At 64.5% G+C, this 13625-nt stretch carries 11 protein-coding genes; 7 read left to right on the top strand and 4 right to left on the bottom strand.

Features of this window, described 5'->3' with window-relative positions:
• Positions 1-129 precede the first annotated feature (129 nt).
• The 5 genes from GGD67_RS18030 to GGD67_RS18010 all read left to right on the top strand — a co-directional run bounded on the left by GGD67_RS18030 (position 130) and on the right by GGD67_RS18010 (position 6517).
• Positions 130-3591, top strand: coding sequence for an AAA family ATPase (locus GGD67_RS18030; RefSeq protein WP_179734680.1), 3462 nt, complete (start codon positions 130-132; stop codon positions 3589-3591).
• Position 3592: 1 nt separating this feature from the next.
• The gene (locus GGD67_RS18025) at positions 3593-4384 is read left to right on the top strand and encodes a protein-L-isoaspartate O-methyltransferase (RefSeq protein WP_179734678.1); all 792 of its coding nucleotides are present in this window, start codon (positions 3593-3595) and stop codon (positions 4382-4384) included.
• A gap of 96 nt (positions 4385-4480) precedes the next feature.
• Positions 4481-4861 carry a hypothetical protein gene (locus GGD67_RS18020; RefSeq protein WP_179734676.1) on the top strand — a complete coding sequence of 127 codons (381 nt, stop codon included), beginning with the start codon at positions 4481-4483 and terminating at the stop codon, positions 4859-4861.
• Between the two features lie 249 nt (positions 4862-5110).
• Positions 5111-5458, top strand: a complete 348-nt coding sequence (locus GGD67_RS39405) for a DUF6036 family nucleotidyltransferase (protein ID WP_246784374.1) — start codon at positions 5111-5113, stop codon at positions 5456-5458.
• Between the two features lie 108 nt (positions 5459-5566).
• Positions 5567-6517 carry a DUF6492 family protein gene (locus tag GGD67_RS18010; RefSeq protein WP_018316967.1) on the top strand — a complete coding sequence of 317 codons (951 nt, stop codon included), beginning with the start codon at positions 5567-5569 and terminating at the stop codon, positions 6515-6517.
• Between the two features lie 10 nt (positions 6518-6527).
• Here the strand turns inward: GGD67_RS18010 and GGD67_RS18005 are convergent, their stop codons facing one another.
• Positions 6528-7595, bottom strand: a complete 1068-nt coding sequence (locus GGD67_RS18005; RefSeq protein WP_179734674.1) for an endo-1,4-beta-xylanase — start codon at positions 7593-7595, stop codon at positions 6528-6530.
• Between the two features lie 332 nt (positions 7596-7927).
• Here GGD67_RS18005 and GGD67_RS18000 point away from each other — a divergent pair, with 332 nt between their 5' ends.
• Positions 7928-9364, top strand: coding sequence for a lipopolysaccharide biosynthesis protein (locus GGD67_RS18000; RefSeq protein WP_179734672.1), 1437 nt, complete (start codon positions 7928-7930; stop codon positions 9362-9364).
• Positions 9365-9605: 241 nt separating this feature from the next.
• On the top strand, positions 9606-11162 hold the full coding sequence (locus tag GGD67_RS17995) for a L,D-transpeptidase (RefSeq protein ID WP_179734671.1): 1557 nt from the start codon (positions 9606-9608) through the stop codon (positions 11160-11162).
• Between the two features lie 34 nt (positions 11163-11196).
• Here GGD67_RS17995 and GGD67_RS17990 read toward each other — a convergent pair whose 3' ends face one another.
• The 3 genes from GGD67_RS17990 to GGD67_RS17980 all read right to left on the bottom strand — a co-directional run bounded on the left by GGD67_RS17990 (position 11197) and on the right by GGD67_RS17980 (position 13625).
• Complete coding sequence (locus tag GGD67_RS17990; RefSeq protein WP_179734668.1) at positions 11197-12009, bottom strand: class I SAM-dependent methyltransferase; 813 nt, start codon at positions 12007-12009, stop codon at positions 11197-11199.
• 82 nt (positions 12010-12091) lie between these two features.
• The gene (locus tag GGD67_RS17985) at positions 12092-12631 is read right to left on the bottom strand and encodes a VOC family protein (RefSeq protein ID WP_179734666.1); all 540 of its coding nucleotides are present in this window, start codon (positions 12629-12631) and stop codon (positions 12092-12094) included.
• Between the two features lie 25 nt (positions 12632-12656).
• Positions 12657-13625 carry a tripartite tricarboxylate transporter substrate binding protein gene (locus GGD67_RS17980; protein WP_179734664.1) on the bottom strand — a complete coding sequence of 323 codons (969 nt, stop codon included), beginning with the start codon at positions 13623-13625 and terminating at the stop codon, positions 12657-12659.

Below are 13625 nucleotides of genomic sequence, written 5' to 3'. Positions count from 1 at the left end.
TGATCCGATTGAGCTATTCTTCCAAGAAGTCAGGGAACGCGTCCAGTCTGAGGTGAAGTTTTGGCCCCAAAATCTGTGGTTGAGGGGCCCTAAGCCCTTCGACGGAATTATGGTCGGGCAGAAATCACCATGCTGGAGAATGGGCCGGACACGGAAAGGGAAGGCGAGCTGAAGCGCTGGCTCGAGGGCGTCGGCCTCGGCCACTACACCGATCTCTTCGTACAGCACCGTCTCGATCTCGACGTCATGGGTGACCTGACCGAATCCGATCTGGTCGAGCTCGGACTGCCGCTCGGCGATCGCAAGCGGCTGCAGCGGGCGATGGCGGCGCTGTTTCAGGCGGAAACGGCCGAGGCGCCCGCGACAATGGTGCCGCCAACGCGCACGGAGGTCGGCGCTGAACGGCGTCAGCTCACCACCATGTTCTGTGACATGGTGGATTCCACCTCGCTGTCCGTGCAGTTCGATCCGGAAGACGTTCGCGACATGATCGCGAGCTTCCGCGAAACCTGCGTCCGTGTGGTCAAGCATTACGAGGGCTTTGCCGCCCGTTTCGTCGGCGATGGTATCCTCGTCTATTTCGGCTATCCGACCGCGCATGAGGACGATGCCGAACGCGCGGTGCGCGCCGGGCTCGAGATCGTGCGGCTGCTATCGAGCGCACGCGCGACCGAGCTGCGCGGTGGTCTCAGCCACTCACCCGCCGTCCGCATCGGGATCGCGACCGGCCTCGTCGTGGTCGGCGACCTCGTCGGACAGGGCACCGAAGAGCGCGACTCCGCGGTCGGAGAAACCGTCAATCTCGCCGCGCGCCTGCAGGGCCTCGCGCCACCCAATGGCGTGGTGATTTCCTCATCGACCCAGTCGCTGCTGAAGGGGAAGTTCGACTACCGCAATCTCGGGGTCCATGCCTTGAAGGGGATATCCGAGAAGACGCAGGCCTGGCACGTGGTGCGCGCCTCGCGGGTGGAGACCCGTTTTGCCGCCGCCATGGGCACGCGGCTGACGCCGCTCGTCAACCGCGAGGAGGAGATCGCGCTGTTGATGGGCCGCTGGGAGCAGGCCAAGGATGGTGACGGCCAGGTCGTGGTCAAGTTCGGCGAGCCCGGCATCGGCAAGTCGCGCATCATCCAGGAAATCTTCGAGCGGATATCGGGCGACCGGCATGGACAGGTCTCGTTCCAGTGCTCGCCCTATTACACGTCCACCGCGTTCTATCCGTTCGCCGAGCAGCTCAAATTCTACCTCGGCCTCGACCGCGAGGATGCGTCCGCGCTGTCGCTGGCGGGCCTGGAGAGCGCGATCGCCGCCGCTCATGGCGACATCGAGCAGGTCACGCCGCTGTTTGCCGCGCTGTTGTCGATACCGACCGGCGACCGCTATCCACGGCTCGAGCTGTCGCCGCAGCAGCAGAAGGATGCGACCGTCGGGGCGCTGGTCAATCACTTCCTCGGCCTTGCGCGCGAGATGCCGCTGGTGATCGCGTTCGAGGATTTGCACTGGATCGACCCGACCTCGCGCGAGGTGATCGACCTCCTGGTCGACCGGGTGCAGAACCGGCCGATCCTGGTCATCATCACCGCGCGGTCCGAATTCCAGCCCAGCTGGAACGCGCATTCGCACATCACGACGCTGGTGCTGAACCGCCTGAGCCGGCAGCTGCGCGCCACACTGGTGGAGCGCGTCGCGGGCAGAGAGCTGCCCAAGGAGGTCGTCGAGGAGATCATCGTCAAGACCGACGGCGTGCCGCTGTTCCTGGAGGAGCTGACCAAGACGGTCCTCGAATCCAACCTGCTGACCGAGCGGCAAGGGCGCTACGTGCTGTCGGGCCCGTGGCGGCAGCTCGCGATCCCGGCAACCCTGACCGACTCGCTGATGGCGCGGCTGGACCGGATGGGGCCGTTCAAGCGGATCGCGCAGATCGGCGCCACCATCGGTCGCGAGTTTTCCTACGAGACGCTGCACGCGGTCGCCAATACGCCGGCGGAACAGATCGAGGCGGCGCTCAATCATCTGGAGCAGGCCGGGCTGATCATGCGCCGCGGTCTTCCGCCCGATGCGCTCTATTCCTTCAAGCACGTCATGATCCAGAACGCCGCGCATGCGAGCCTGCTGCACAGCGAGCGGCGCAAGCTGCATTCACGGATCGCCCAGGTGCTTGCCGAGATGTATCCGGAGAAGACCGAGCGCGAACCGGAGCTGCTCGCCCATCACATGACCGAATCCGGCCAGAGCGAGGGCGCCGCGAGCTTCTGGCTCAAGGCCGGCAAGCAGGCGGCCAAGACCGGCGCCAATCTGGAGGCGATCGGCCATCTGCGCCGCGGCCTCAGCGTCGTGCAGGCCAATGCGCGGATGCAGGGCGCCGACGAAATGGAGCTCGAGCTGCGCATTGCGCTCGGCAACGCGCTGATCGCCGCCAAGGGCTACGCGGTCCAGGAGGTCGAGGAGAACTACATCCGCGCGCTCGAGCTCGGCCAGCAGCTTGACGACGACGAAAAGATCTTTGCCGCCACCCGCGGGCTCTGGGTCTGTCACTTCATCCGCGCCGATCTCACCCGCGCGCACGATCTCAGCGTCGAGCTGTTGAAATTCGCCAAGCGCGAGCGGCTCAACGAGCGGGCACAGCCGGCGCAGCAGACCGGCTATCTGATCGAGGCGCACCGCTCGATCGCGATGACCATGCTCTATCGCGGCCGCTTTGCCGCTTCCCAACATCATCTGCACCGCTGCATCAATCTCTACAGCCCGGATCTCCACTCCGATCTGATGGAGCGGCATGGCATCGATCCCGGCGTCGTCTCGCTGTCCTATCTCGGCTACCTCCTGTGGTTCCTCGGCCGGCCCGACGCGGCGCGCCAACACAGCGAGCAGGCGATCGCGAATGCCGAGAAGATCCGCCATCCTTTCACGCTCGCCTTCGCGCTCGTGTTCGGTGCGTATCTCTGCCAGCACTTGCGCGACGTCGAGGGCACGCGCGACCATGCCAACCGCGCCATGATCATCGCCACCGAGCATAATTTTCTGCATTGGAAGCAGCAGGCGGCGATCCTGCGCGGCTGGGCGCTGGCGCAACTCGGCGAGGCCGATGAAGGCCTCAGCCAGATGCGCTTCGGCCTCGACGAGTACGAGGCGATGGATTCCTGGCTCGCCGGCTGCTGGTTCCGCTGCCTGCTTGCGGAGGCCTACGCCAAGGTCGGGATGCGCGAGGCCGCCTTGCGCGCGCTCGATGGTGCGCTCGCGACCGCGCGGCGGACCGGCGATCATTCCTATCTCGCCGAAGTCTACCGCCTGCAGGGCGAGATCACGCTGTCGGACGGAGACCCGGCCTCGGCACAGGAGGCCGGCGATCTGTTCGCGCTGTCGCTGGAGATCGCGCGCAAGCAGGGCGCGTTGTCCTGGGAGCTTCGCACCGCCGTCAGCCTCGCGCACCTGTCACATCAAGCCGGCAGGCGCGAGCACGCGCGTCTGCTGCTCGTGCCTGTTGTCGGCAAGTTCAGCGAGGGTTTTTACACGCCGGACCTGAAGCAGGCGGTGCAGCTCGTCAACGAGCTCGGTGCGGACGCGCCGGTCCGCGAACGCGCCGACCCCTGACATGAGCGATCTTGCCGCCGCGCGTGCGCGCTATGTGGAGAGGATTGCAAAGCGCGAGCGGATTGTCTCAAAGCGCCTGCTCGAAGCGCTCGCCGCCATCCCGCGCGAAAACTTTCTGCCGAGAGGGCCCTGGCGGATCAAGAGTGAAGCGGCGCGCAGCTATCGGCTGACGCCGGATGGCGATCCCGTCCATCTCTATGACAACGTGCTGGTCGCAATCGACGCGCGCCGCAAGCTCGACACCGGGCTGCCCAGCCTGTGGGCGCATTTCATCGATTTGCTCGACATCAAGGAGAAGCACCGCGTGGTCCAGATCGGCTGCGGGCTCGGCTATTTCTCGGCGGTGTTGTCGAGGATCGTGGGACCGAAGGGCAGGGTGATCGCCATCGAATGCGACGAGCGTCTGGCGCGCCGCGCTGCAGGTTTCCTTCAGACTTATCATAACGTCGAGGTGGTCCATGGCGACGGATGTGAGGAGATCCGCGAGCCCGCTGACGTGATCATCATCCACGCCGGCTTCTCGCATCCGCATCCGCTCTGGCTCGAGGCGCTTCGGCCGCGCGGCCGCCTGTTGGTGCCGCTGACCCAGCGGGACCGTGAAGGCGCCGCCCTCAAGATCACGCGCAGCGGCGGGGGGTTCGAAGCCGAGGCGGTGCAGCAGATCCGGATCTTCCCCGGCCAGGGCCGTGGTGTGACCGCGCTCGACGACCGTGTCGCCGACTGGTGGCAGCGCGCCGCGGCTCTGGCCCCGCTGCGCTTTCGCGGGATCGAGCAGGGACTGCCGTCGGATTAGGGCTTGCCGGAATCGAGGTGGCAACTATCTGGAAGTCATGCTCTTTTTTGTTTCGCGTTGGTTGTCTATATTCTGGTCCGGTCCACGGACAAGCAGATGAGTGACGGATTGAACGAAGGCGTGGTTGGCGACACCGCTAAGCTGATGATGCATCGGCTGATCGCGCGGAGACTTCGTCGTGACCCAACTTTGGTGGACAAGGCCAAGGCAGCTCACACGCGTCAGGCCGGCCAATTCACCGACTGGCCATTCGTGCAGGAATGGCAGGAATTGCTGGCGCTTCCGACCGGAGAGTTGGCGGTGAAACTGATCAGTCGCGATCGCGAGATGGTCAGATTGCGCAATTCGTCGCCGTTCTTTCTCACCGATGGCATTCATTTCGGCGATTACGACACGAGGATCCGGCTACGGAGGGCTGCGAGAAGAATCGTCGAGCGCGGCTTGAGCACTCAACTCGCTTCTGCTCGAGGCCTGTGATGCCTGGTGGCCCCTTCCGCGATTTCGAGGATTTGCTCAGAGTGGTGAGGGCACTTGCCTTGGAGTTCAAGACGGACACCGTGTTCATCGTTGGTAGCCAGGCGATTCTGGCTTCCATGTCGGACGCGCCGGAGGCGGCGACGGAATCGCCGGAAATCGATGCGTTTCCAGCAAACGCGAAAGTCTGGGAAATGACGGAGGCCAAGCGCACGCGTGACGGTGTGCAGCCTATTGCGTCTGAGCACATCGATGGTCTTTTCGGATCTGAAAGCCACTTTCACCGAACACATGGTTTCTACATCGACGGCGTGGATGAGACGACGGCCAAGCTTCCGAGAGGCTGGCGGCACCGCGCCGTTACAGCAGACCGAAGTCGAAGGACGGACGGTAATCGGCGTGGCGCCTGCGCCGGAAGACATCGTCGTGTCCAAAATCGCCAGATTGGATGAGACGGACAAGCGGTTCGTTGGCGCGATCCATGAGACGCATCCGTTGGACCTGGAGTTGATCGAACGGAGAATCCGAGAAACCGACCTTGATCCGGTTATTGCGGAGCGAGCGGTCGCCTACATCAGAAGCCTGAAATCCAAAAGCTAGATTTCCCGTGTCGCGCTCCATTTCGCTTTACCTTGATTCAGGTTGAGAGTTTCCAGTCTCTATCCGCGCCGCTATGAGTACGGCCTGATGGCCATTTGAGCGCGCTCCATGCATTCCGTTGCCCTGCTGACCGCCAGCTATGCCAAGGATATCGAACGCTTTTCGCTGCTCAGCGAGAGCATCGACACATGGCTCTCGGGATACACGCGGCATTATGTTCTCGTTAACGATGAAGACGTGCCGCTGTTCGAGCGCTTCGCCTCCGACAAGCGGGTCATCGTTCCGGCCTCGCGCTATTTGCCGAAATGGCTGTTTGCGCTGCCGCCGGCGCTCCAGTTCATCAGCAAGCGCCGCGTCTGGCTGTCGCTGCTGTCCTCGCCGGTGCATGGCTGGCACATCCAGCAGATCCTGAAGATCGCCGGCGTCCTCAATGCGCCCGAGCAGCGCGTCTGCATCCTGGATTCGGACAATCTGTTCTTCCGCGAATTCGACGTCGGCCAATATGCCGGGGCTGAGAAGACGCCTCTGTTCGTCACGCCGAAGGACATCCGCGCTGACCACCCGCTGCACGGGTTGTGGCTGCGCACCGTCGATCAGCTTCTCGGTATCAAGGATCGCTCGTTTCCCGCCGACGATTATGTCGGCAATGCGCTGGTCTGGGACAAGGACACCGCGCGCGCGATGACCGCCGCCATCAAGTCGGCGACCGGCTTGAACTGGGTTCTGGCGCTGTGCCGGAAGAAGAAGTTCTCGGAATATCTGATGTACGGCCATTTCGTCGCGAACTCGCCCGCGTATCTCGCCGCCCACCGGGTCACCGAAGACAGCATCGCGGTCTCGCATTGGGATGACACGCCGCTCGACCGCCCGGCGATCGAAGCGCTGATGCGTGCCGCTTCGCCCGGGCAGGTCGCGCTCTGCATCCAGTCCTATTCCTCGACCTCGGTCGAGGACATCCGCGACGTGTTCCGCCTCAGCTCGCGCGATCGCCGGGCTCCGAGCCTGTCTCCCGAAGATATGGGTGACGCGGCCGAGTTCGAGGTGAAGACGCGCAGCTAAGCTCGCGCGTTCAAACGTCCTTTGTGAACTTGCTGATCACGTCCATGAATGGCTTCGGCTTGAACTCGCCGTCGAGCGGCAGCGGCCGGTTCGGCTGCTTGTCCGCGCGGGCGAAGGTGCCGTTGATCCAGCTGTAGCGATCCGAGAGGCCCCAGGTCAGGATCGACCGCACCGGGCCGCTGGTTGAAATGGCCGTCAGCAGATCGTCGACGCGTTTGGCGACGATGGCGTCGCGCTCGGCCGGATTGCCCGTCAGCTTCTGGTCGTCGACGTCGAGCTCGGTGACATACACCTCGAGTCCCCACGAGCGCAGCTCGGTGACGAACTCGGCGAGCCCATGGGTGTCGATCTCGAGCTCGGCGTGCAGATGCGATTGCAGTCCGACGGCGTGCAGCGGAACACCCTGGTCGAGCAGGTCCATGATCAGATTGCGATAAGCCGCGCGCTTGGCAATGAAGGAATCCTTGGCCGACTCGATATCATATTCGTTGATCGCGAGCTTGACGAACGGATCGGCCGCAGCGGCCGTGCGGAACGCCAGCGGAATCCAGCTCTGACCAAGATGCTGCGTCCAGAACGTGTCGCGCCGGTCCTTCAGGCTGCGGGGATTGTCCGGGATCGGCTCGTTGACGACGTCCCACGACGTCAGCTTGTCCTTGTAGTAGGAGACGACGGTGCCGATGTGGTCGACATAGGCGCGCTCGACGCCGCGTGTGTCCTTGATCTGCTTGGCCCAGTCCGGAATGTCGTGATACCAGGCCAGCGCGTGGCCGCGCATCGTCAGATCGTTGTCCCGCGCAAAATCCAGAATCGCGTCGGCGCGCTCGAAATTGAACGTGTGCGCATTCGGCCGCAGCATCGGCCATTTCAGCTCGAGCACCGGGACGACCTGCGTGCAATAAGTGCTGATGGCTTCGCCGAGCCTGGGATCGGCCTGCAGGTCCCAGAGCGTGGCCGCTGCGCCGAACCCCGGATGGCGCTGCGCAAGTTTCGACGCCGGCGCCGCCGACGCGGATGCGCCCGCCGCGAGGGCTGCGGCGCTGCCGAGGAGAAATTCGCGTCTGTCGAGCCTGGTCACGGCCGTCCTTTTCGAACCAACGCACCATCGTACCAAGCGGCGCCCGGCGACGCCGGGGTTTCGCCTTGTTGGGTTAACCTCTGCCGCCTGGAAGTCATGGTTCCTTTTCGTGATCGCGCCTTGCCGTTCAGGGAAGGGCAAATTTAACGCTAACGCGCGAAAGCGGCTCCCAGGCTTCATTCGCCGCCCGATCTGCAGACTTATGTGACACTCTTGAGCGATGCTGCGGCGCATTCGTTTGCCCCGCCAAAGGCCCCATTTAAGGCCCCATTCAAGGCCCCATTGATGAACGGCCGCCACACTCGCAAGACCGCTGCCGGTCCCGTGCTCGCATGCTGAACCGACATTTTTCGATTTATCTCGTCGCCTACATCCTGCCTGCGGCGGTGGGCTTCTTCGCGGTCACGGCCTATACGCGGCTGCTGACGCCGGCAGAGTACGGCGTCTATGTCGTCGGCATCAGCCTCGCCGGCATTCTGGGCGCGATCTTCTTCGCCTGGATCAAGCTGTCGGTGTCCCGTTATCAGGCGATGTCGGCGGAGGTGGATTTTCGCGGCACGGCGATGGTGGCTTTCGGGCTCACCGTCGCGGTGCTCTGCGCCACGACGCCGCTGGTCTTCGTGTTCCGCAGCGACCTCAGTGTCGAGCTGCTGCTCGCCAGCATGTTCGTCGCGGTCATGGCCAATGCCGTCGATGTCGGCCAGGAGTTCGAGCGCGCCAAGTTGCGTCCCTACCGGTTTGCCGCGATCTCGATCGTGCGCAGCGTGTCGAGCGTCGGCTTCGGCCTCCTCGGCATCTGGCTCGGCTGGGGTGGATTGGGGCTGCTTGCCGCGTTTGGTCTGGGGTCGCTCACCGGCATCATCCTGAACCTCGTCGGCGACCGCACCAAAATCGCCCGCTTTGAGCGCAGCCAGTTCATGCAGCTCGCGCGTTACGGTCTGCCGCTGACGCTGGCCGGGCTCTCCGTTGCAGTCTATTCGGCCTGCGACCGCCTGATTGTCGCGTATCTGCTCGGCAAGGACGCCGCCGGCATCTTCGGCGTTGCCGCCGACCTGCCGCGCCAGTTCATGGTCATGATCGCATCCAGCGTTGCCGCGGCCACCGTGCCGCTGGTGTTCCGGTCGTTGTCGGAGAATAGCAAGGAGGCGACGCGGGAGCGGCTGACCGAGAGCCTCGAGCTTCTGCTCGTCGTCGTCACCCCCGTTGCGATCTGGCTCGCGCTTGCAGCGGATCAGGTTGCCGGCACGCTCGTCGGCATCGACTTCCGCGCCGGCGTGTCGGCGCTGCTGCCGACCTTGGTGCTCGCCCGCTTCTTAGGTATTGCCAACCAGTTCTACGTCCAGATCAGCTTCCAGCTTGCCGAGCGGCCCTTCATGCTGGCGGCGCAGTCCTTTCTCACGCTGGTGGTCAGCGTGGTCCTGATGTTCGCGCTGGTCGCCGGCTACGGCATCTACGGCGCCGCGCTTGCGACGCTTGCGACCGAGGCGCTCGGTTTCGTCGTCGCCGTCGTCCTGATGCATCGCGCCCACCCGGTCCCGTTCGACCTCGGCCGCCTCGCCGGTATTGCGGCCTCCGCAGCGGCGATGGCGGCTGCAATCCTGGCGGCGCGGTCGCAAGCGGGCGGCACCGGCTTCGTCTCGCTCCTCATCGTCAGCCTCGCCGGCGGCCTTGCCTATGTCGGAGCGGCCTGGCTGCTCAACGTCGCCAATGTCCGGACGTTGTCGCTGCGCTTCCTGCGAGGCTTCAACCGTAAGGCTCTGGGCGCCTGACGGGCGTGTCCTTGCCGGCAGAGGCGGACATTCTGCCGCAGTGAATGCCACCAGGTTCGGACCAACCCCGGCTGCAACCGACCTTCCGCCGGCTCGGGCCGTCGTATATGAGGGATTTGTCGCCGGAGCGGGCCGAATATCGCCACAGACGGAACGTATGGCGGCTGCGCTTTCTTAATTGAATGACCGCAATCTGATACATGATCGGCACGAGCGGGCCGGCATTTCGACCGAGGATGGCATGAAAAACCGACTGACGACGGCGCAACCCAACAAGGCGATGCGGCGTCGGTTGCCTCCCGGAATCGTGACATTGGCGGCAATTGCGGCCCTGGCGGCGGTCGCGCCGGCCGGTGCGGCCAAGCAGGCGCGGCAGCCGGCCGAGGCGGTGGCGCAGCGCCAGGCCGGCGATCCCATCATGGCGATCGTGTCGATCAAGAGCCAGCAGGTCACGTTCTACGATGCCGATGGCTGGATCTTGCGCGCGCCGGTGTCGACCGGCACCACGGGACGCGAGACGCCGGCCGGCGTCTTCGCCGTCGTCGAGAAGGACAAGGACCACCGCTCGACCATGTATGACGACGCCTGGATGCCGAACATGCAGCGCATCACCTGGAACGGCATCGCGCTGCATGGCGGACCGCTGCCCGGCTATGCCGCCTCGCACGGCTGCGTGCGCATGCCCTTCGGCTTTGCCGAGAACCTGTTCGACAAGACCTATATCGGGATGCGCGTGATCATCTCGCCACACGACACGGTCCCGACCGATATCGCTCACCCCTCGCTGTTCGTACCGAAGCCGGAAGCGATCGCGGCAGCGCCCAGGCTGGCCGACAAGCTCTCCGTCGAGGCCGACGAGGCCACAAGGGCTGCCGACGAGGCCAAGAAGGCTGCGTCCGCCGCCGCCAAGGAAGCTGCGTCGCTTCCTGCCGCGCTGCGCAAGCTGGAACAGCAGAAGGCCCGCGCTGACGCCGAGCTCGCCTTCGCCGACAAGACGCTCGCGAATGCCAAGAACGATCAGGCCCGCGCCAAGGCCGAGGAGTTGAAGCAGAAGGCGGCGACCAAGGCCGCCGACGCGGCGACGCAGCTCGACGCCGCCAAGGCCGCCGCGCAGCCGAAGCGCGATGCCGTGGCCGCGACGAAGGAGGCCGCGAAGGCCACCGCGGCCAGGAAGGCCGACGCCGTGAAGGCTGCGACCGACGCAAAGCTCGCGGGTGAGCCGGTCTCGGTCTACATCAGCCGCTCGACGCAGAAGCTCTACGTGCGGCGAAACACGCACAAGCCAGCACCCGATGGCGGCGGTGAGGTGTTCGACACCAGCATCGAAGTCCCCGTTACGATCCGCAATCCCGAGCAGCCGATCGGCACGCATATCTTCACGGCGATGGCGAAGTCCGCTACGGGCTTGCGCTGGAGCGTGGTCACGATCGAGAACGGCGATGAGGCGAGGAATGCGCTCGACCGCATCACCATCCCGCAGGACGTCTGGGATCGCATCGGGCCGACTGCATTGCCACGTTCTTCCATCATCATCTCGGACGAGCCGCTGAGCAGCGAAACCAATTACCGGACTGAATTCGTCGCGGTGCTGAGCGACCAACCGCAAGGCGGCTTCATCACGCGCAAGCCGACCGCTCCTGCCATGATCGCCAGCGATGACGGCTGGGACAATGGCGGTAACGGCTTCGGCTTCTTCTACCAGCGTGACCCCTATGTACAGCCGGCCAATCCGCGCCGGCAGCGCGGCCAGTACCAATACTATCAATCGACGGAGCCGATGCAGCGGAGCTGGTGGTAGGACGCGGGGCGGCAACCCGAACCGTAGCCTGCAGTTACGGACGCGCTTCGATCACCACAGCCTGAATCTTGCCATCTACCGGTCCGGCGCCATGACGCGTCCGGATCGCTTCGGCGACGATGTCGGTCGCGGCCTGAAGCTTGCTGGCGTCTCTTGCCTCGATCTCGCTGCGCAGTGGCGTGCCCTGGCAAAGGGCGAGCGCGACATATTCGGGCGATGGCGCGCGGCTTGTTTCAGATCGCGTCTCGATCGAGATATCGCGGAAGCCGGCACGTTCGAGGTCGGCTCTGATGACGTCTCTGTCGTAATAGCCGTGGGGCGTGCGGACCATGAAGCGCGGCGGGTCGTCGGGAAACAGCTTTCCGAGCGCGACCGTCGCTTCATGCGTCAGCACATTGTCCTCGATCCGATCCCAGACGTTGAATACGAACGTGCCGTCCGGCTTCAGGACGCGCTTCACCTCCGCGTAAGCTTTGGTGCGGTCCGGAAAGAACATCGCGCCGAACTGGCAGCAGACCACGTCGAACTCGGCTTCACCGAAGGGCAGGGCCATGCCGTCCGCCTGGCGCCAGCTGATGCGATCATCGTCCTTCTGGCGCTGCGCGGCGACTGCGAGCATGGGCTCGTTGAGATCGGTGGCTACGTAACGGATGCCGCGCGGCAGCGCCGCCGCCACGGCGCGCGTCACTGCGCCGGTGCCCGCGGCGATCTCGAGCAGCACGGAAGGAGAGCGGGCGGCGATCCGTCTTGCGATGTCCTCCGCATAGACGGAGAAGATCATCGGGACGAGATACTCGTCGTAGATTTTCGGAATCGAGCCGGCGAAAACCTTGTCAGTGTCGGACATGCTTGCCTCGCTGAAGGTTCGGACACCTGGCTTATGTACCATGGTTTGTCCGCCAACGCGCCTGCCCAGCCGGCGAAAGCTCCTACGATTTCCCGCCACCGACCTCGCGGATCGGCCGGGTGCCGTCCCAGCTCAACGCCGCCTGTCGGACACGCTCGAAGAACGGTCCCTTGGTGCCGCTGATGTCCGAGATCTCGATCACCGTGCCCGGATGGTCCTGCGTGTCGAAATAGGCAAAGCGCCCCTTCTCGCCGCCGATCTGGCCCTCATGGCCAATCCTGTAGCCGAGCCCGATCGCCTTATCGTAGAGCGCCTGATAGTCGTGGCTCCAGTACGACATGTGCTGGAGGCCTTCGTGCCCGGCGTCGAGGAATTCCTTGTACAGCGAGGGCGCGTCGTTGCGCTGCTGGATCAGCTCGATCTGGAGGTCGCCGGAATTTGCCAGCGCGATGCTCATCTCCACGGCGGAGTCCTCGCCGCGATGGCGAAACCAGTCGGTGGTGACGCGGTCCATGTAGTACCAGGGGCCGACCCCCATCACCTCGATCCAATGCTTCATCGCAGCGTGGATGTCCCGCACCACATATCCGTTCTGGCGCACCGCGCCGAAGATGCGGCTCATGCCCGCGCTCCTGTCCTTTGCCTATTCACTTGACCTCAATGCCTGCGTCCTTGGCAACCTGCTTCCAGGCCGCGATGTCGCGCGCGTTGAGATCGCGCTGCTCGTCGCCGGGGACGAAATGCGGGGTGATGCCGAGTGCCAGCAGCTTCTGCTTCACCACCTCGTCACCGAGCGCGTCCTTCAGGGCCGCCGAGAGCTTCTGTGCGATCGGCGGAGCGACGCCCGCCGGCGCATACATCGCCCAGGACAGACTGCGATCGAACGGCACCCCCTGCTCCCCGTAGCTGGCGACATCCGGCAGGCTCGGCGAACGCTCGCCGCAGGCGGCCAGCGCCTTGATCGAACCGTCCTTCACCAGCGGCGTTGCCGTCGCCACGTCGAGCGTTGCAAGGGAGATGTGGCCGCCGAGCAAATCGCCGGCGAGTTTTGCGATGCCGTTGAACGGCACGTGGTCCATCTTGATGCCGGCCTGCTGCATCAGGATCTCCGCGCAGAATTGCCCGGTCGAGCCGACGCCCCAGCTGCCGTACTGGATCGGCTCGCCCTTCTTGGCCAGCGCGACCAGGCCCTTGATGTCGTTGGCGGCAAAATTCCTGGTGGCGACCAGCATGATCGAGGAGGTGCCGACGCGGCCGATGGTCGTGAAATCCTTGATCGGATCGTAGGGCAGTTTTGGATAGATCGCGGGAGCCAGCACATGCGTGGTCATGCCGCCGACGGTGATGGTGTAGCCGTCATTCGCGGATGGCGCGACCATCTGCGTGCCGAGCGTGCCGGCCGCACCGGTGTGGTTCTCGATGTAGATGCTCTGTCCGAGCGTCTTGCCCATCCTGTCCGCAAGTAGCCGGCCGACCACGTCACCGCCGCCGCCGGCCGCGTAGGGCAGCAACATCCGGATCTTGCGGGTCGGGTAGGCGGCGGGATCTTCGGCTCGTGCCGGCAGGGCCGCCGACAGCAATGCTAGAAACGAAAGCGTGACCGTGCGCAGCTTCAT

Origin of the sequence: Bradyrhizobium sp. IAR9, assembly GCF_013408065.1 — a bacterium.
GTDB lineage: Bacteria > Pseudomonadota > Alphaproteobacteria > Rhizobiales > Xanthobacteraceae > Bradyrhizobium.
This window is presented reverse-complemented; position numbering and strand designations above follow the sequence as displayed.